This is a genomic window from Snodgrassella sp. W8158 (assembly GCF_016100435.1).
In the GTDB taxonomy this organism is placed as follows: domain Bacteria; phylum Pseudomonadota; class Gammaproteobacteria; order Burkholderiales; family Neisseriaceae; genus Snodgrassella; species Snodgrassella alvi.
The window spans coordinates 19,334-39,536 of the sequence record NZ_JACFSM010000005.1 but is presented as its reverse complement, the minus strand read 5'-3'; the positions used below and the strand labels follow the sequence as shown (position 1 = coordinate 39,536).

Annotated in this window: 20 protein-coding genes; 1 reads left to right on the top strand and 19 read right to left on the bottom strand. The window is 43.2% G+C overall.

Annotated features, from left to right (window positions below; translation table 11 throughout):
• Positions 1 to 24: 24 nt before the first annotated feature.
• The 19 genes from H3V11_RS10005 to H3V11_RS09915 all read right to left on the bottom strand — a co-directional run bounded on the left by H3V11_RS10005 (position 25) and on the right by H3V11_RS09915 (position 19,505).
• The gene (locus H3V11_RS10005; RefSeq protein ID WP_198224780.1) at positions 25 to 3,039 is read right to left on the bottom strand and encodes a hypothetical protein; all 3,015 of its coding nucleotides are present in this window, start codon (positions 3,037 to 3,039) and stop codon (positions 25 to 27) included.
• Between the two features lie 12 nt (positions 3,040 to 3,051).
• Positions 3,052 to 4,125 carry a hypothetical protein gene (locus H3V11_RS10000; RefSeq protein ID WP_198224778.1) on the bottom strand — a complete coding sequence of 358 codons (1,074 nt, stop codon included), beginning with the start codon at positions 4,123 to 4,125 and terminating at the stop codon, positions 3,052 to 3,054.
• Entirely contained in the window at positions 4,118 to 5,665 is a 1,548-nt protein-coding gene (locus tag H3V11_RS09995; RefSeq protein WP_198224776.1) for a hypothetical protein, read from the bottom strand. Before H3V11_RS09995 ends, H3V11_RS10000 begins: the two co-directional genes overlap by 8 nt.
• Before the next feature lie 147 nt (positions 5,666 to 5,812).
• Positions 5,813 to 6,406 carry a tail fiber assembly protein gene (locus tag H3V11_RS09990; protein ID WP_198224774.1) on the bottom strand — a complete coding sequence of 198 codons (594 nt, stop codon included), beginning with the start codon at positions 6,404 to 6,406 and terminating at the stop codon, positions 5,813 to 5,815.
• Positions 6,407 to 6,416: 10 nt separating this feature from the next.
• The gene (locus tag H3V11_RS09985; protein WP_232335812.1) at positions 6,417 to 7,715 is read right to left on the bottom strand and encodes a phage tail protein; all 1,299 of its coding nucleotides are present in this window, start codon (positions 7,713 to 7,715) and stop codon (positions 6,417 to 6,419) included.
• Between the two features lie 27 nt (positions 7,716 to 7,742).
• On the bottom strand, positions 7,743 to 8,453 hold the full coding sequence (locus H3V11_RS09980; RefSeq protein WP_198224772.1) for a hypothetical protein: 711 nt from the start codon (positions 8,451 to 8,453) through the stop codon (positions 7,743 to 7,745).
• Between the two features lie 2 nt (positions 8,454 to 8,455).
• Positions 8,456 to 9,868: a hypothetical protein gene (locus H3V11_RS09975; protein WP_174830914.1), complete on the bottom strand. Its 1,413-nt coding sequence runs from the start codon at positions 9,866 to 9,868 to the stop codon at positions 8,456 to 8,458.
• 76 nt (positions 9,869 to 9,944) lie between these two features.
• A complete protein-coding gene (locus H3V11_RS09970) occupies positions 9,945 to 10,238 on the bottom strand; it encodes a hypothetical protein (protein WP_198224770.1) in 294 nt (97 codons plus the stop codon).
• Positions 10,239 to 10,244: 6 nt separating this feature from the next.
• Positions 10,245 to 11,108, bottom strand: coding sequence for a hypothetical protein (locus H3V11_RS09965; RefSeq protein ID WP_198224768.1), 864 nt, complete (start codon positions 11,106 to 11,108; stop codon positions 10,245 to 10,247).
• A 12-nt stretch (positions 11,109 to 11,120) separates the two neighbouring features.
• Positions 11,121 to 11,546 carry a hypothetical protein gene (locus H3V11_RS09960; RefSeq protein ID WP_198224766.1) on the bottom strand — a complete coding sequence of 142 codons (426 nt, stop codon included), beginning with the start codon at positions 11,544 to 11,546 and terminating at the stop codon, positions 11,121 to 11,123.
• Positions 11,547 to 11,548: 2 nt separating this feature from the next.
• Positions 11,549 to 12,046, bottom strand: a complete 498-nt coding sequence (locus H3V11_RS09955; protein ID WP_174830910.1) for a hypothetical protein — start codon at positions 12,044 to 12,046, stop codon at positions 11,549 to 11,551.
• Positions 12,047 to 12,059: 13 nt separating this feature from the next.
• Positions 12,060 to 12,944 carry a hypothetical protein gene (locus H3V11_RS09950; protein ID WP_174830909.1) on the bottom strand — a complete coding sequence of 295 codons (885 nt, stop codon included), beginning with the start codon at positions 12,942 to 12,944 and terminating at the stop codon, positions 12,060 to 12,062.
• Positions 12,945 to 12,954: 10 nt separating this feature from the next.
• Positions 12,955 to 13,707, bottom strand: coding sequence for a hypothetical protein (locus H3V11_RS09945; protein ID WP_198224764.1), 753 nt, complete (start codon positions 13,705 to 13,707; stop codon positions 12,955 to 12,957).
• An 11-nt stretch (positions 13,708 to 13,718) separates the two neighbouring features.
• Entirely contained in the window at positions 13,719 to 15,350 is a 1,632-nt protein-coding gene (locus tag H3V11_RS09940; protein ID WP_198224762.1) for a hypothetical protein, read from the bottom strand.
• 3 nt (positions 15,351 to 15,353) lie between these two features.
• Positions 15,354 to 15,782 (bottom strand): hypothetical protein, encoded by a 429-nt coding sequence (locus H3V11_RS09935; RefSeq protein WP_198224760.1) that lies wholly within the window; start codon positions 15,780 to 15,782, stop codon positions 15,354 to 15,356.
• A gap of 12 nt (positions 15,783 to 15,794) precedes the next feature.
• A complete protein-coding gene (locus tag H3V11_RS09930) occupies positions 15,795 to 17,531 on the bottom strand; it encodes a hypothetical protein (protein WP_198224758.1) in 1,737 nt (578 codons plus the stop codon).
• Positions 17,532 to 17,586: 55 nt separating this feature from the next.
• Positions 17,587 to 18,105: a hypothetical protein gene (locus H3V11_RS09925; protein WP_174830904.1), complete on the bottom strand. Its 519-nt coding sequence runs from the start codon at positions 18,103 to 18,105 to the stop codon at positions 17,587 to 17,589.
• A gap of 13 nt (positions 18,106 to 18,118) precedes the next feature.
• Entirely contained in the window at positions 18,119 to 19,189 is a 1,071-nt protein-coding gene (locus H3V11_RS09920) for a hypothetical protein (RefSeq protein WP_198224756.1), read from the bottom strand.
• A 1-nt stretch (position 19,190) separates the two neighbouring features.
• Complete coding sequence (locus tag H3V11_RS09915) at positions 19,191 to 19,505, bottom strand: hypothetical protein (protein WP_198224754.1); 315 nt, start codon at positions 19,503 to 19,505, stop codon at positions 19,191 to 19,193.
• Between the two features lie 91 nt (positions 19,506 to 19,596).
• Here H3V11_RS09915 and H3V11_RS09910 point away from each other — a divergent pair, with 91 nt between their 5' ends.
• Complete coding sequence (locus tag H3V11_RS09910; RefSeq protein WP_198224752.1) at positions 19,597 to 20,103, top strand: hypothetical protein; 507 nt, start codon at positions 19,597 to 19,599, stop codon at positions 20,101 to 20,103.
• Positions 20,104 to 20,203 lie beyond the last annotated feature (100 nt).

Here is a 20,203-nt window from a genome sequence, read left to right as displayed (position 1 = left end):
TTATCTTAATAATTAAAAGTTAAATCAACCTGTAGTACCACCGCTAACGACATGCGCAATCCGTGGTTGTGATACTTGTCTAGTTGGGATATGCGCAATGGAACCGTTCTCAGTTTGCGTGCTGACATAGCCGGCCAGAGCAAGCTGACGTGCCGAGTTGGTAGGTTTAGGTGGTGATGGTGCAACTTCCTGTGGCTTGATATTTACCTGCTTAGACTGAACTGCCTGTGTGTTAGCCTCTTTTTTAGTCTGAATTGCTTTCTGCACCTGCTGTGCTGGTTTAGTTGATGGGTTGTTAATCACATTTGCTTTGGCTTTGAAGGTATTAATACTTCCTCCTTGACGTTTAAGCCATTGCTGCTGGGTTTCATTAGCTTTTTTGCCATTAAGCCTCATAGATTTTTCAAGTTTTGCTGAATTAGGAACATTTTTTCCAGCTAGTAAAGGTAAAACCCCACTACCAATGTTGTATACTAAATAGCGGTTTTCATCTGTAATTGGTATACCATAACGTTTCAAAGCAGGATCAATTTCTTTAGATATTAACAATGCCATAGCCATTGTGTTAATTCGTTTATTGCGCCTTGGATCATTCGCTTTTAGTTTATTACTGTCATTAATTTCATTCATTCCAATTGCGGCTGCTTCTTGTGGGAATTTTTTTATCAGATCATTCCATGTTTGCCTGGTAAATTGACCAACACCAACAGCATTTGTACTGGAATCCTTACCGGTCCAGCCACCCTCTTTTAATGCAAATCCGCGTAGTGTAGCTTCACTGATTTTGTATCTCTGAGAAGCTTCATGCAGATGTTCATCTACACCGCCACCAAAGCGAAATGCATAGTTAGGCATGCCAGAAGGTAATACTTTGGGACTGTTGGGAGTAAGAGCTGTTGCTGTGACAGTAGCCACACCTTTGGCTGTCTGTGTGGTCATATCTTTTTTATCAATTCTGGCACGTTCCTGCGCATATGGATCACCTGCATACAGGTGGCGGTTTTTATTTTTTTTGCGACGTTCAGCTTCGGTTGCCAGATATTCTTTCACAGTACGCACCCGTACACCGGCTTTCAATTTTCCTTCTGCTGTAGCTGATTCAGAAATCATTTTGACACCGGTTTTCGGATCGGTAAAAACGGTAACGATGTGACCAATGTTTTTATAGCGACCATTATTTTCTTTTGCCATACCAATGACCATACCATCTTTGAGTTTATCTTCGGTGATCTGGTTATCCTGCATGGCTGCGCCCTGCTTCATGGCAAATTCAACTTCACCCGCAGCACCACCACGTGCCGCAGCAAGGCGCATGGCTTTGGCTTTGTTTGCTGATATGGTGCCGGCACCGATATTGCGGTTAATGTCTGCTATGGTTGCCTGCTGTACGGCATCTACCCAGCCTGAACAGTCAATCACATTTTTTTCCAGTTTTTTTGCACCCAGATGATAGCCTACCTTGGCGTGTTTTTTGGACATAGAGGCAATGGTATTGCTGATAAAGCTGCCTGCACTGGCAACAGCTTTATTAGTGGCTTGACCCACACTGGATTTATCCCATGTTTCTTTAACTGCCTTACTCGCCTGGACTACTTTTGTTTGTACGGCCTTAGTGGTTTCTTCAACTTTCTTTTGAGCTGTTTTGACAGTTGCAGCCGCTTCGTTGCTCAGTTTCTGTATTGGCTGCGGCAGGGTTTTGTATACTTTCTGCATGCCTTCTTTGGCAGTGCTCACAAAGCCATCCCATGAGCTAAGCATTTTCTTACTGGTTTCCGGATCAATTGCTTTATCCAATCTCTCCATACCATAATCGACAAGTGCTGTACCACCTATGGCACCGGCAAGCCCGCCAATCACTCCGCCTATAGCTGTCCCATAGCCGGGCACGACTGAGCCGATTGCCGCTCCAGCCTGCATACCTGCCCAGCCACCAGCTAAACTGCCGCCCAGTCCGGCCACATTTTTTACGTGCTGCTTATTCTTATCAGCACGATCCATATTGCTGTTTTCAACACCAAAGACATCTAATGCTGCCAGTCCCATTCCGAGTAAACCGCCGATTTTGCCGAATTTACCCAGTTTGCGTCCAAGTTTGCCCAGTGCGCCCATTTTACCATTGGCAGATGTTTTACCTTTGCCGCCTCCGATAGCGCGTCCGAGTTTTTTGCCGGCACTACCTATGCCGGTTAATGCTTTACCTCCCCAGCGGGCTAAACCGGTTTCACCAAGTGCACCTGAGAGTATATTAACACCCGGTATTATGCCGGCTATTGCACCCAATACGCCCAGTCCCGGTATTTTTTTGAATAGTCCGGAAAATATTCCGTTGCTTTCAGATCCGCTGCCGCCGCGCTTTTTAAGAATCTTTTTCAGCAACTTGGTTTGTTCTTGCTGTTCTTTCTGGCTTTTGATGAACCTGCCCTTTTCATCCCTTTCCCGCTTCCGCTGGCCACCTAGTAATTCACGCGGAACAGGGCGTACCAAGCCGTAATCAGGGTGAGTGGCATTGATTACCCGCGGGTTTTTGCGTGGCGTTTTCAAGCCGGCCGCCTTAGCTGCCTGCGGGTTCATTTTACGGACCGCATCAGAATTCGGTATGTTTTTTACTACTCGCGGTGTTTTAACCGATGGCAGTTTTTTTTCCTGTGTTTTGACCAGGTCGGTTGAACTGATAATCCGTTTAGACTGATTGACCAGCACGGGCAGGCTGTTTTTTGCAACGCCAGATGAATTACCAGAGAGGGTACCGGGAACATTGATGGTAATAACTGGGTTAGCTGCCTTTTTGGATTTGCTCAGATTGCGTAATATCAGCTCAGTATTATCCAATGTCTGATTAACACTGGTGTCGATACTGTCTAGTTTGCCATCTATCGCGTCCAGTTTTTTGCCGGTTTTACTGGCTTTATTTGCCGGTTTTGACTGACTGACAGTTGGTGTTTGCGGATTTTTTTTACGTCTTTCGAATCGGACACCTACCAGAAAGCCATTTTCATCGTGTTCCGGTATGGCAATTTTGTCATTACTTTCGCTGGCCATTCCTGTTTATCCTCATACCGAATAAAATGCTTTATTTATTTTGTCTACCATCTGAGATGATGTTTGTTCGGTCGGAGTTGGTCGATTAATATCGCTCGCGATTCCTGTTAATGAATCCATAATGGCGGCAGTATCTTTAAATTCATTATCAGAATTGAGGCGATAGGTAGTCGAACGGCCAGAATCGGTACCGGCTGTATTACTGTCGTTATCATTCACGCTTAGCCGCGCTATGGGTTCTTGTGCTGAATCCATCACCCATTTATTAATATCAAGGCGCATGCTTGGCTGATGTTCTGGCTGTGCTTTTTCCGGCGGCATGCTTAGACGGCTGTTTGCATACTCCAGTGAACTAATGCTGGCTTTTAACACAGCATTGTCTTTCTGTGCTGAATCAAAAGCAGCCTGTAAGTTTTGCAGTTGATCATTCAGTTTTTTATTGGTTTCCTGATCCTTAACCATCTTCTCCTGCATAAACGTATATTTTTGTGTTATGCAGTTCATAATCGCCGCCTTTTCTTCCAGTCTGACCTGTTTTATGGCCTCACGCTGTTTCAGTGTCAGACGTTTATCATCGTCCTGCAGGTCGAACATGATACTGTCGGCCACATAGCCGCGATTACTGTCATAATTCGGTATACGGACATAATCGAACCCATAAAAGCCGGTCGGGTTTTCTGTCGTTGGGCTGAACACACTGGAAAATCCGCCAAGTTTATTTTTAAACCATTCCCATGCAGTGCGCCCAAACTGATTGTCGATAAACTCTGCCTGATGCTCGATAGTACCGTCCTCGTAAGCTTTAATGCTGATAGTCCGGATACATGGCTCAATAGGTATTAACTGTAACTTACCCTCTGGATTGGCCGTCATACCCATCTCCTGCGGCATCAGTCCGAATTCACTCCGGACACCGTGACCAAGATAACCGATCATATCGCCTTTCTGCACCATTTCCTGTACTGAATCGCTATTGATCAGGCTGACTACTTTGGATAAATTGAAATTGCGCGGTTGTCCGCTATATTTACGGTTACGGTTAGTAATGTTGTAACGGATAATACCGGTACGCATTTTGTTACTCATATCTGTTTCCTTGTTTGTGTTTGAATCCATTTTCCTCATCATCTTCAGCACTATTTTCTTCACGTGCCTTCAACATATCAGCGGCATACAGCTCTGCATCTGATTCGTCCATCTGCAATTGATCTTTCATGAAATTAACCATGCTGGTTTCGCTAAAGTTCTGCTCGTTAAGTTCTCTGAATACGCTGAGGATATTACCGGCGGACATACTGCGGCGTTCCTGTACATCCTGTTTTTCTTTTTCCATGGCCGTTTGTGCGCCAATGAAGGTAATCTGATAGGGTCGCTTATAGAAAGTACCGCCATATTTGAGCTGCATGTGTACATCAATGCAGTGATCGACAAATGCGGTAAAGCCGGATCTGATAAAGATGGACCGTAAGGCAGCTTGTGCAGAAACGCGATAAAAACCACCGTCACCCAGCCCGCCGCTGAGCTGGTCGGAAAAACCGAGCATAGACAGATCGTGACCGAGTACAGCCGCCAGTACCCGTGCATAAAACATGACATCATCCAGGTTATAGACTGAAGCATTGCCTGAACCGCTTAGGGAGTGGTCCACTTGTACTAGCTGTTTCTCATCAAATACGGGCATAAGATGGGTAAAGCGTCTGGATATGGGCTTACCACTTCTAACGGCTTCATTGACATAATCCGCACTGTTTTTGAGAATGCTATACAGGTTATTCATGAAGTGGTCCTGCTGGGCTTTGTTCATATTGGACATATTCGCTGAGATCATGCTTTCGCGCACTGAATCCAGAATACGGCTTGAATTCAGTCCGAACAGGGCATTTTGCAGCATGTAGAATGGTCCGCCTGCATCCTGTAAAAATGAGCCGCCTACCAGACTAGGCAGAGGTAAATGTTTATCCGGATCATCTTCACATACATTGGTTTGCCAGGCGTTATACAACATCCGCTGCTGAGGTACAGAACCCATGCGCTGTAAGCGTAAACGGGCTATCTGTTTATTGCTCATTGGTGTCAGGTTGTTGTTACCCTGTTCCAGTGCCATCAGATAACCTACGGTTTTTCCGCCGCGCTCCATAGCAATAATATTCGGCGTATTAAAGTCTGCATTGTGCACAATGGATAAAATGCCATCTTTCGGCCGGCCGTAGATACGTGCATAGGCATCACCGTATACCGTTGCGTTATAGGTAATTTCGTATGCCATTGCATTGAGCATGGGTGATAAATTATCCCGTAACTCATTAATGTATTTAATTTCTTCTTTAGTGGCTTCCGGTTTGGATTCAATGAAAAATACCTCACTGGTATTTTCATGTGCGCCCAGAGATTGTGTGACATGCAGATTCAGTGCTGTCGCTATTATCGGACTGCCAGACATGAAGCTGTAGTTGTCATATATTTGCTGTCGTGTTTCAACCGATCGTGAATCAGCACTCAGGGATTGACTGATAGTAATGGAATCCATATCAGCCCAGCTCCGTGCGCCGGCATCTATTAGCTGCTGAGAACTGATATCAAATTGATTACCGTTTAAATCTAATATGATGGATTTTGTTTGCGACATAAAAAAAGCCCAGTATCTTTGGGCTTTATTATGCTTTGCTAGTTAAGGGGAGTTATGGTGCGTTCCCTTATTATTGAAATAGATGATGCTTAGTGGTTGTACGATGTGTCAGTATAAGTAAGATCGTCACGTTACAGGCTCTCACCTTTACTCTTCCGGCGTGCGCGGCAATTCAGAAATTAAGCCTTTCTGATACTTCAATAAAGCAGCTCGGTACTTCCGCCAAGCAAGCAATCCCTTTTCTGCTTCCGTCGCTTCTTCTTCGGTATCGGCAAAATCAATCATATCTTGGTATGCTGCTATTTTTTCAGCAGCAGCCGATAGCAGTGTATTAATTTTTGCCTGCCGCTCATTATTTATTTGCTGCTGTCTCTGTGCCTCGGCTTCTGGTGACATAACCCATTTGTTTTCTTTTTCTACCCAATGATGAAAAGAATCAGGACAAGGGGTAGTTGTCACTGTTTCCGGCAATTCACCCGGTTCACTGATTTTAATATCTTGTCCGGTTTCTTTGCTATAAACCGTTTCGCCACGATGGTCTGCGATGTATTGCCATGATTCGCCACTCCATCGCGCGATATAACCGGCCTTAAATTCTGGTTCTATTGCCTCAACGCATAGCCTTGGTATTAGATAATGTCCATTACTTTCTAATGGGTCTAAATCTGCGGTAGTCATACCGATAAAATAGTTATTTTCGTCCAGCTGGCAAACGGGAATAGTTGGTGAATATTTTTTCATTCATTACTCCTTAAATCTTAATACAGGCAAGCAGTGCAATATTGCGTGGTCGTGTTTCTGCTGATGTTCTTGCTACTGCCGCATTGTCAAATTTAACTTTAAAGTTTAGTGTTAATGGTGTGACCGTTCCGATTTTTGCAGTACTTACATTCTCTCTGCTAAAAACACCATCGGAATAATCCTTACCCACAAAAGTGATATCACCAATTTCACCAGTCATACGCTGTACTGTATCTGACTGGCGGCTCCCTAACTGCCTGCCATTATCAACGCCTCTACCCTCATCATATGCGCGTAAAAACTCACCTCTTAAATCCGGCAGGTTAAAGGTGGTTTTCCCGTCTCCAGCCCCAAATCGGGTACCAATGGCCGCATACAGACTGGCATATGATGTTCTTGATACCGCTGCGCCGTTAGCCTTTAACCAGCCAACAGGTGCGGTATCCATAGCGAAAAACTGCACAGCTCCGGCAGGCGTGGCATTAATATCTTTGCTACCGTCAAACGGTATGCCATTAATACAGGCTGCATTCTGTAGTTTTGTGGCGGTTGCGGCATTGCCTGATGTATCCTGATTACCCTTAATATTGACACCAGGCAAATCTATATCTGTTTTGGCATTAAAAGTAACGCCACCGATTTTACGCGCCGCAATTTGACCGGCATATGTAGCAGTGGAAGCATTACCGGTTGTATCTTGGTTACCTCTGGTATTCACGCCGGGCAGATCTATGTCTTGTGTACCGTCAAAGAAAACCCCGCCAATATTGCGTCCCTCAAATAATTTTGATGCTGTAGCGGCATTACCGGAAGTATCCTGATTACCTGGTAAATTTACGCCAGGTAATTTACCCATTAATTCCCTAATTTCGGCAAACTGTCCATCAATCATGCCCATATCGGCATCAGCGGTACTGGAATCTATAATGGTTACCGTATGATCGTCCAGCGACGTGATAATCAGATTACATGTTATATAAGCTATTTTATGCGGGTTGATGTAATCAATCATTTCCTCGGCAGGGTGAGAAATAATGGCAAATTCAACGCCACTGTACTTATCAATTAGCTTTATGGTTTTAATGCCATATGAAGTGGTTTTATCAACAACAGCGATTCGAAGTGCTATTTGCTGCTGACCTATATTTTTTCCGACCACATCAAAAGTACCACGCAGATTATTTTTATCATCATAAACGTCGGCTTTACTTATTTTGATTTTAAATCCGTTTGCATCACGGCTATTATCAATTGCAGCCTGATAACCGGATTTTGTAATTTTAACTTTTAGTCTGTCTTCATTTGCCATCTTTAAAAAACCCTGCTTACTGAATTATTAGCTATTATCAGCGGTAAAAAAGGCTAAAGAGTACGTTGTTCCTTCACCGAATACATTTACGCCGAACTCAGTGACTTCTTCTTTCTGTTCTTCGGTACAATCATATTTAGAGACAGAATATTCAGTACTGTCCCCTAATAAACTCACTCCGGCCTCACAAGATGTTTCTTTGACAATTTCTGAAATAAACAATCGGGCAGGTAGTGTATTTTTTAGCATCTCTGCTATTTCATAAGGGAAGTCTCTTGCTTCCCGCTGGGTCAGATTAATGCGGATTCTGGAAGTCAGAAAAAAATCATTTTTATTAAGCCCTGTCTTTTCTATCTCTTCTTCGGTTATAAGTCCTAACGGGTATTTGGTTTCTTTGTGATGCCAGAGTTGCTGGATTTCAAACTCATTCCCCCACGTGCATTTAATAAACGTTTTCAGAAAATGTGTACCGCGCTTGCCGTTGCGGTATTTCCACGCCAGCAGTAAATAGCGCATATCATCTTCAGCAATACGGGTAATATCGAAGTTAGCAATATTGCCGTTAATCAGATGTTTGGTTATCAGCTCATAGGAACCAAGATACGGAATACCCATGACATTGCAGTCAAAACCGTCTTTAAACAGATATTTCTGAAACAGAACGATAAGCAGATCTTTGAACTCTGCTTCCAGTTCATCCGCAGCATGGGATTGTTGTAAGGGTATCAGGTCATACATAATTAATCCGGTATCAGTCCCGTGGTGGTAATAGTTAACGAGCTTTCATCTACATAACGGAATGATTCCGGGAAATTAAGGCTGTTATCGGTAACGGTGATGACAATATCGCTGGTACCGTCATTTAATTCGGTAATTTCTTCTTTTATCTGTTTCGTGATATTGGAAACATTAATGCGCTGTCGGCCAGTACGTGCCCAGTACGATAACCGCCCGTAGCGGTCCAGAATCCACTGTTTTACTTTTTGGGAAATGGCGGCTGAATCATGTAATGGTGATAACCACAGATGGACATCAATATTAATTTTATTTTCAGCTACAGGAACAAATTTAACCCGGTAACTGTTATCAGCCGCTTTAATGATCGATGTTATTTCGCTTTGAGCTTCCTCACTGCTGATACCGTCTTTAATAAACGAGATAAACAAACAGTTAATATTGTCGCTATCCGGTTTTCTGACTTGTTCTTCCGTATATTCATTCCACACCGACAAAAATACAAACGGACGCATTTTACGGGTAATCAATTGCGAAAATTCGCCCAGATATACGGCATTTTCATCATACATGTACGGGTATTTACTCAGTTCCCGCATTTCTGATATTGAGGCTGGCGGACTGCCCGCCTTGAGTTCCTCAGTAGCAAAAAATGACAGATACTCTTCATTGTCGACCGAATATTCCAGACTAAACTGGGTTCCGATTTCCAGATTGAACCCATAATAGGATTCTCTGATGCTAATTTTGAATTCTTCACCAATGCCCGGCACATAACCGAATTTATCTTTCAATCCGAAAGTGATATACAAATTCAGAAGTTCATCACCCATCACATGATAAACATTGTCGTTGTAATTAATGTTATTGAAACATTCAGCCTGTTTGAATACTGTGTTATTGGATATTTTGCTTACTTCAACCGCAATCATGCACTGTCCGGAATCCGGCACCGGCAAAGGTATACGGTAAAACGACTTAAATTCGGTTACTTTATGGGTAAAACTGCGTTGCTGGTATTGGATTACGGTGATTTCACTCTCACCATTAGCCGGAATAGTCGCACCATCACGGATCACCCACTGTCTGGAACGTGTATCCAGCAATATTCGCCCTGCTATCAGGGTTAAAGGCTGTCTGAATTCGTTTTTAACGGTTAAACGGGCAACTTTAGCCTGACCTAACGGCAGCATTTGTTTAGCAGCAGCATCAGCCAGCACAAATGAATCCCGCGCTCTGGTCCACGTTTCAGACAAGCCAAGATCAATTTGCGTGGATAACATGGTCAGCATTTGTGCCATGGCTGCCAGTTGCTGGCTAACGGTCACATCTCCGAGGCGGATTCGTTCTGCCAGTGCAGGGCTGTTACTCAGTTCATTTATTGCTGCCTGATAAAACTCATCTTTCGTATAAGCCATAAAAAAAGCCAAATTATTTTAATCTGGCTTAATTATCGGTTTGAATGCCGTGGCAAAAAGACACTGTTCCCTTATTTTAAAGTGAAACCGTATATTCTTTGGCACCATCATTTAACTGGATATAGAACAGGATTTTATCCGTTGATACTTTTTTGAAATAGATGTGCAGATTATTGTTATCGATTGCCTGGAGCACAGGAATATCCTGCCGCATTTTGGCAATGATTTCATCACCGTCAAAAGCACCGATTGGTTTCTGTAGATATTCTTTCAGATCGATACCGTAATTAGAACCCAGATAAGCATTGGTCAGTGTGTTGATCCAGTGCTCAATTTGCTGCCAGATAAACTTTGATGTAACTTTAGTCATAATATTTTAAGAAAGCGTTGGCATAAAGGTGGATTCCTGCACAAAACGCAGTGACAGTTCTTCCAGTGCCTGTTCTGTACGGGTGAGCTGAACACTGGTACTGGCCAGTTCCATGGTGTAGCGTTCGTTGTAGTAATCTTCCAGTGCCTTATTTGTACTGTAAATAATTTTTACTGAAAACGTCCGGTAAATAGCCGGCATTACAGTACCGTTTGAGGGCGTGGTAAAGGCTAATTTCTGGCGTGCCCATTGTTTGATTGTGCCGCTAATATCATCAAGAACAATCAGATTCATCTCGGTAAGATTATTCTGCTGCGGTATATTCATGGACGCAGATCCAAGCAAATGAACATCACCGCTGATATCAATCGGGTTTAAATCCAGCGACTGCACAAACAGATTAAACTTGCTCAGATGCGGCTGCACACCTTCAACCGGCTGTCCGCTCAGACCGTCACTGATTTCCAGTACATAAAAGTTTTTGCGCGACAGTGTTTTGCTATCTGCGGCTTCAACAATCTGCTGCATGTCTTTCATGGACAATCCGCCGGCAAACAGTAATGCCTGATCACTGGGCTGCCCGTTTTCATAAGCACTAATGCCAAGATCCTGAAATGTAGTAGACACCAGCTTATCGAATTTCCGGTCTGCCTTGTGCCCCAGTTTATCCAGTTTTTGGACAACTGAGGTCATTGCGGCATTGGTACCATAATTAATTGCACCGGCAGCCAGTGAACCTAATGCACCGCCTCCCAGGGCGTTTGATACCGTACTGCCCAGCTTGCCGGCCAATCCGCCAGCAACACCGCCCAACAGTCCGCCGGCTGTTTGTGCCAGATCACCGAATAAACTGGTTTGATAGATTGACATAAATTTCACTGCCTAGATGGTTACAATCGGACACGCAAACATTTTTTTAGGCAGTTCCGCCCGGTACGCATTGAGATCATTTTCAATCTCAGCAGAAGAACGGCCGAACGGATCTAAACCATGATTTTTGGTTGCTTCCTGTAACCTTGCAGTTTCCAGATCAACCAGAAGTTGTGCCAACGGTTTAATAACAGCCCAGTCAGATTCACTCAGAACCGTAGCAGCCGTTATTAATTTGGCATTATCGATTATTACCGGGCAATTATCTTCTAATGTCACGACACGTCCGTTAACTAAATCACCATAGCCGGAAGCTTCATTAACCGCTTCTAAAAACAGGTTTTCAATCTGTTCCTGACTAAAGAAATTAATCTGCCGTGTAGTGATATAAGTAGCGGCCAGCTCGCTAATGCTTTTACCGTTGACACTTGTTTCCATGCTTAAATATTACCCTTTTCATGTCCGTAATAATGATAAGATATCTGACCGTTGTACTTAAACGGACTGGTGCGGTCTTCGGCTTCCAGTTCGGCAGCATCAAAGCCATGCAGATAAGCATTTTTGCACGCGAATTTAAGCGTGTATTCTTCCGGAGTGCCGCGATAGACATCAAAATCGAACATATAACGCGACGCAACCGTTCGTTCAGTAGCATGTAGCCGTAAAAACTCTGCAACCGGTCCTTGTACCGTATCTAAGAATGAAATAGAGTTCGTAAAAAATGTTCGTGGAGCCTGTGATGTGCCGGTTTGTATGCCGCCACCAAGAAATACAGGTATAGATTCTTCAGAAATGTTATTCGGCAGAGGAAAACTAATAGTTAAAGCAGATAACTCTTCATGGCCATGAATCACCATGGTGTGTTCTGAAGCTAAAGCAATTACTCCGTACTTTGCCACATTCTCAAGAACATTTTTTTGTGCTTTAGGAGTATACATATTACAACTTTCTTTAAAACAAATTTGAAACGGCACTAACAGTGTCATTAATCAGCTTACCGGTAGCACTTAACCGGCTGTTTTCGACATCTTTGGCATCCCATGAACGCTGCGATCCCAAACTAATCTGTACAGTGGCAAAAACATCGCCTAATGCACAGGTCGGATTGGTTAACGGACGACTGATATTTTCAATAACCATTGGCGCATAAGTAATACCACGGTATTTGAGCGCAACATAGGAAGGTGCCTCGGAAGGAAAAACCAGCTTAACCAGACTGTCCGTTCCGGACATATCGCCACTGAGAAGACTGCCGGCATCACTGAGGGCATCCTGCACGTTGTTTAACAACATTGTGCCGTCTGCCAGTGATTTCGGATAAGCCATTTTCCATAATGTCTGTATTGGCTGCTCAACTTCACTTACAGGATCTGCATAAGCTCTGAAAACCAAAGTTCCATCAATTTTCAAAGGCTCATGCCCGGTAAAAACCTGTGTTGAATTCAACTTGGTAATACCAGTCCTGCCTTCGCCAAGTTTCAAAAAATTAGAGATGGCAGACAGCGCACCATTTTCAGGGTTGTTACTGTCTGCCTGTTTTGCATCAATAGCCTGTATCAGGTTGGGAATCATGCCGGTTTGCAGCATGGCAGCCAAAGTCGGACTTTTACTGTCAGCAGTGTAATTCTCAAACGGAGATGACCAGCCGAACTGCTGTGCCAGTGATGAATCAATCAGCGGAGCACTGACAGCCTGACCGGTTATATTGCCTGCTTTATCGCATGGTGCTATAGAAGCAATCAGTTGCGAGTTCAGGCTCCCCCAGTTTGATGTCAGAGTGTATTGCTTTGAAAGCACCTCCACTCCGGCATCAACAAGTGAATTAATCCACGACATGATTGACAGCCTATTTATTCAAGCCAAGTTTTTCACGTTTGCGCATTGATTTGAGACGCTTTAAATTCGCACGACCGCTGTGAGATTTCAGATGCATTTTTCTGACAGCTTTTTTCTGCCCTGCGCTCAATATGACACGCCCTGATACCCGCTTTCTGATCTTCAGCTTTTTACCTTGTCTGACCACCCATTTTTTCTTGTAAAGAGCATCCATAACTGCCTGCTGATTACCATTGGATTGTGCTGAATCCAAAACAGGTTCTGTACTGCCATCATTCTCATCGAAAGCAAATTTCTCAATATCATCCAAACAGGCTTCTTTTCCTTCCGGCAAAGCATGACGCAACAGTTCCTGTATATTGGCTGCGGCTTCTTCATCATCATCATTGATAAACGCTTCAAGCTCATCAGGATTGACACGAAATCTCGACATATATGTAGCTGCTGCTTCATAAGCAAGATCGATGTACTGTGCTTCTTCATCGCTTATTTCGCCATCTTCATTTTCATCACAGCCCTCAGCCAACAATGACAAAAAGCGGTCACAAAGCGTCTCACCTTCGTCCAGTTCGCTTTTATCAGTTTCAGCAAACTGATGAACGGCTGATGCGGCTTTCAGTTTGAGATCACTCATAGCGTAAGCTGAACGGCTGTCTGTTGAATCAAACACCACACCATCTGTGACCATTGTTTGCTGTACCGGTTCCGGTAATTTTTGATGAAAAATTTGAGTTATCTGGCGGATTTCTTCTGGTATTTGCATATTTTTTTTCCTTAATCAGATGAGTACATATTGGTATTACCAACTACCTGACGTACCACACCTTCGATGCCAATATTAATTACCCAATCCATGCGGTCATCCGGGTAACGTTCATTACGATATACACTGTAGGTATAGGCCACGCCGCCTAAGCTCTTACTTATTGTCAGCCAGCCGGAAGCCTCCGCCCAGTTCAGAACCTTTTCCAGTTCTTCTTTCTGTTTGCGGATCCGTTCTCCCATCGGTTTTTGTAAGTGCGATTTGCTATAGCGTCCAAAGTAATGCATTAACCAGAAAGTGATTTCGGCTGCACTGGTTAATTTACTAATACCCGTTTTTTGCGTACCGGAAAGGCTGTCTGCCCAAACGTAACCACTGGCGTTGTGATATTCCTCATAGATACAAGGATTAATCCGTGCTTCAGCCAGTGCTGCGATTTCAACCACATCAGGCTGATAAATCTGGGTAAAGTTAGTACCGGTAAGCATATAGTCACTACCGGCTATTGGCTGTTGCAACGGTGGAAGCCCGAAGCCGTTCAGATTACCGTTACGCACACAGGAATAACCGACTTTCTGACCTACCGAAGATAACTGGACAACGCCGTTTTTATAGGTTGGGTCCTGTCGTTTGATGGGTGTCCATGTCCAGTCTATATACATGGATTGCTGTTCATCCCATTCAAAAAGAGATTTCCAGCGTATAGCGGCATCAGGTGATAAATTACCCGGAATATCGGCAAACATTTTGCGATTGTTGTATACCGCTGCTCTGAACAATGCATCAATCAAAGCCAGATTTGATGAATCTGTCATGATGTAATAATATTGCAGACTGGTTTTTTTGATCTGCTCGGCAGCCGCCTGAAAGTCTTCATTCGTGATCTGACTAGATCCTTCATAGAAAGGTTCTATACCTTCACCAACCATTTGACTACTAAATGCGTCTGTAGTTAGTACTACGTTAGCCTGCTGATTGGCTTCGACTATTAACCAGTCACCATAAAACCTTTCCGCAACATTACCCAGATAGTAAGACTGACCAAAATCATCAACAGCATTAATATCTGTTGAACCGGTAATTTCATACAGTATATTGCCGGTAGCGATTTCGGTACCCTTGCTGTTGTATTTGCGTTCTCTGATTTTTAAGGTAACCTCAGTATCTGTTTTACCTCGTTGAAGCTGTACATAGACACCTTCATTAATACAGTCCGCAAGTTTAATGCTCAGGAACCAGTCATCATTTTCTTCAATTTCTTCCGGTGCATCTTCAAAGATAGAAATATTATCGTTTGGACCATGTCTGATAACGATATAGTTGTTTACTGCCTCACTGCTGACTAGCCGCATGACCACAGCGGCCGGTGCTCCAACGGTAAAAGCATCCACTACCTGAATATAGGTGCTGTTCAGCTCTGATTCACGCAACGATTGAGCATCACCCAGATAACGCTTTAATTTATCAGATGATACAAGCATAGGCTTATCAATGCGGCCGCGTGAGGCTTTCAAGACAGTAGCAAACGTCTGATCACCGGTCTGTTGTAACAACCGGTCTGTACGATCAACAGGTAAGTTGATTTGTACGCCCGGCTGCTGGCCGACAAGCGGTGTTGTCTGATAGATATTCTGTCCGCTCATGGCTTATCCTTTATGAACATCAACAATAATGCCGAGGGTTTTACCATCCCATCCGTTAACGGCATTGAATGTATCTGCATTATTGCGAATCTGAGTTAATGTATCCTTAGAAACAGAGGCTGATACATCCATTTCACCGGGGCGCATTTCTATATTAAGCTGTGGAATCACATAAGATGTCGGCGATATATTGCTGATAAAAACCTCTTTAATGGTTTTGGTTTTAGTACCTTCCGGTGGTACCGCATCAGCGTTATCAGCTTCGTCCACTTCCGGTGGTACCACATCAGCGTTATCGGCTTTGCTACCCTTTGTTTGCTCATCTACAGAGTTATTTACTTGCAGTAAAGTATCTTCATTGTCTGTACTTTTCGGGGGACGACCACGTTTCTTTGGCGCATCAGACGAAGTATTTGATGGATTTTTGGCCATTATTACCTCCCTTTATTCAATATCGGTTACGGTTATCAGTGCTGCTGCTGAAGCCATATTTGCGAGAGGATTCATCGTGTCTGTAATAGCACCAAAATAGTATGCGCCCTGTTCACCCGCACTATTAATACTGAATGGTGTGATAATAGGGGCTACTGCTTGTCCAGTAAGATAAGGATTACCGGCAACCTGATCTGAGCAGCCAATGGCAAGTATCTGGAATGAATCCCTAACAGGACGATTTAATTTAGGTGAAGGTGTATAGAATACGTCGTATAAGCCAGCCCATTTACCTATCCGGTAAATACCCGGTCGTTTTCTTTCGCCGCTCTTAGTAAATATGCTCGGATCCATTGCCTCAAAATATTTAACGGCAGCCATACCTACATAAATTACGCCCAGACTGCTAAGTTGAGTACGCGCAACCATTTCGGTGTCAACCTGTGACAGGCTGTAAGAGAGGTCTTGAACAATGCTGGCAATATTGCGCTGGCTTAAACGATTTAACCAGTCAAGAGAAAATTGATGCTGATATGATTGGGCTACTTCATACATACAATCAATAGCCACCATATGGCGTTCGTTATAAGACTGAGTACGCAATGCGATTGTGGCTTGTGTGGAAGGATCAATATTCACCTCACTCTGCCATTGTGCTCTTGCTTCAGAGGTAACGTTATAATATCCGCTGAAATAATGAACACCGAAGTGTTTGTATTCAGCATGTGTAACAACTTTAGGCCGTTTATCCTTCATAGTGGCATGTTCATAATTAACATCTGCACTAACACGGATTCTTGTACCGGCAGGTAATGGCGGAGTTACCGTTACATCTATTTTACCGGTATCAGTATTCTGGCAAAGTATAGCTACCTGATATGAAGTTTTATCACCAGGAAAACTAAAAGTAGCAGCAGCAGTAAATGTGGTGCTGTTAGTACCGGAAGGTTGCACAATTACAGCAGGAAGCCCGTTAATATAAGCAGTAGCTGTATTACTTCGGATCGGACAGCCCTGAGTATCATTTTCGTGCAGGGTAATTAAAGCAGTATATTGTCCGTTATCACCTTGTGTAGCATCAGCAAAACGTTTGCCTTGCAAATAAGGTTTACCGGAATTCAGTCCGTCTAAACTATCGCCATAATTATAGCCACCAACGTTACTATCAGCCCGATGACTAACCTGAATAATGCGTCCTTCAAGTCCGCCATTATTAATACCTACAGGACATACACCAGAAAAAGGTATCTGCTCATTAAATGCAAGTAAAATAGCAGTCAAAGCCTGTCTTACTTGCAAGGCACCGCCGGATACATTAGACACTTCATCATATACACCAACCGATTTAAGGTGGGTATCTAAGCCTAAAGCGCGGGCATAATTCGGATTAATCAGCGGCAGTGCTGAACGTATTGCACTATCTAAAACAGCATCTGGAACATCACGACCGAATTTCTGCCGGTATATTCCTGTTTGCTTAACTGTTGAATCCAGAATCAGTTGCTGAGTATTAACGACACGATTGCCCTGCTCCTGAACTGTATCCGGTAACGAATGCAACAAATTCTGAAAAACCGGCGGCATGGACTGGCTCACTGTATCTGAGGCACTGTCAAAAACGCCACTCTTTTGTTTTTCCTGTTGTAATCCCCGGATAAACTCACCGGTTTCAGCCTGATCAGCTAAAGTCACATTATTCGGATTTAATGTTGAAGAACCATTGTTATTTATATCTGCATTTGCACCCATTTAAATCTCCATATTTAGGGTAAAGAATCGCAGTAACTATTTTCTGATGGTTCAATCACGCTTTTTCCGGCTGTTCCCTTTTTTTAAAAATCAGTTCGTCACTCAAGTTAGCACTTTGTTCTACCGGCTGTAATGTATACAGTTTGGTCTGTCCGTTAATTAAACTGAGTGTCGATGTAATGTCTACAACTTCATAGCTTAAGTTAATATTCGGCATCATCAGATAAATGCGGTCATATTTCTGAACCGTAAACTCACCTTCATTGCAAGGTTCAATCATGGCTGTATATATCTGTACAGAATACGTTGAGCCTTCACCTGCAATTTCTGCCATATCCAGATTATTAGTAAATTTCACATGACAAGAACCTTGACATGTCAGCTCATATTCTGATTCATCACCAATACCACCCAGTACACCAGCTCCGCCTATCGTCGGCTCATTTCCATCTCCACCTCCCAGTTCCTTCGGTTTTCTCAGTTCCTTTCGGTATACCGCTGCTTCAATAGATAAAGGGTGATGACTGGTTACTGTTTTGACGGCGTGATTAATAGAATCACTGATTATTTTCATATCAATCATGGTGCTAATTTTCTTTGCTAATCTGGTCTTTAATTAATTTGACGGCAGCTTGTAAATCCGGAGGTAAATCGGTACTACTGAGCAGACGGGCAATTGCACTGATTTGTTCCTGTTTTGACATTTCATCAACCCGTTTTTTTACCAGTTCTTCAGGACGCAAGTTTGTACCGCGTATACTGGCTTTTTTATTCGGGTTAAAAGCATCGGCAAGACGATCAGGAAGCTGGCTGTTGCGTGACTGGCGTACTTTGATATTGCGCCAATCTTCTTTATCTATTTTTTCTGCAAATTCTCTGGCCTGTTTACGCCCAATTGTTCTGGCTCGTGAGTTAGGATTATTACGATAGGTATTCAGATAGTTCTGCATATCCCTGATCATCGACGGGGAGCGCATACACATACGTGCCACATATAAAACATGCTTACAAGCAAGTCCTGTTAGCTGCGGATTACGTATTTTCGGATAACCTGTTTCAGACTTTCCGTAAGCAAAACCACCAAGCGTGGCTAGATAACGGTACCAGTAACGATGCCGGCCGCAATCACAATCAAATCTTACCGGCCCTTTAAGTACATCTGCTGCAAGTTTTTGGGTAATACTTCCTCCGCCACTCAAAGCAGCCTGAAAATTCAGAAACTGTACACTTACCATATGGTGGGTATCAGTAGATCTGGCACTGGCGTTTACCCGGAAAGTAATAACACCATTCCGATCCCTACGTGCGGCAATAGCCGTATTAATCTCTTCCTGAAAACGTTTGATGTCTTCTTTACGACTACGGTCTATAACGGATTTAAAGGAAATACCTATTCCTATGCCGCTGCGTTTGAAATCCTGCTGGCGTAACTGCATTTGTTTTTTAAATGCACGCAAATCAGCAAAATCTAATTTTCTGGTATTAACACCACTATTCAGATTGATGTTCTTTAAAACTTCCTCAGCCTGAGTTGTACGGCGCAAATCTATATTACCCAGATTCAGAATATTCAATGCACCCGAACGTATCCCGTCTGCCCGTTTTTCTCTGTCACGAATAATTTTCAGAGATTCGGCAATGGTTGGAGGTCTGACCATATCAATACAAACTCATGCCGTTATTCTGCTTACGTTTACCACTGGCAGCTTTAGTGATTGCGATTGCATTACTCAGTGGAATAAATCGCCTTGCACCGGTCTGAACGGGTAAATCAACATCAACTTTGCCCGTAATCGCGGCAGAAACGAACCAATCAGCACGATTACCGTATACAAACTGATTCGTCAGACTGGAATCCAGAGTTTCTCTGGGCATAACATAGTGAGTAATACAAAGATCATATGGCTTTGTATTTCTGCTGGTTTCGGCGATATTACGGAAAGCGACACCAACTGCTATAGCATCAATAGGCATGGAACAAATAAAAAAAGGAATTAATAAGCACCCATAATAAAGGCGTTATGCAGTCTTTAATCTAATGTTCCACACTTACAGAAAGTCAGAAATGAATGATGATGTTATAGATCTGTGCGCATCTATAGGTCACTATGCTGAAAAGCCGTTATCAATAACCTCTGCTATCACGACCGAAGAAAACGGCAGAGCACTTTTACTCTTTGACTGCGCTACCGAATATGATTTTGAGGGAAAGGATAAATTTATCCTGATTACTGATTCTACAATTTCAGAAGAATTCGATATGTTATTCAAACCGAACGAGTTCCATGAAGCACTGGAAGCCTATCACGAGCTGAAAGTAAGGGATCAGATTGATCTGGGCGAAGAATTAATGCGATTCGATATCAGTCAGAATATTCAGCCAAACGGTGTCACAGACAACGGTAAACTTCAATATGATATTGATGGTTTAAGTAACGGCAATATAGCTATTCTGGCTACCTGTCTTTATTTCATCAGATATATAAAAAATGTAGGAGTTCTGGAAGCGTGTACCAAATTTGCAGAAACCAGCAAGTCTCTGTACGAACCGGGCACGATTCTGTCATTTTGACAAATCACAGCTAAGTTAAGGGTTTTCTCCCTTTTTTCTGCCTGAAATAAAACCGCCCTTAAAGAGCGGTTTTTATATCTTATCTAGAATCTCTGCTGTA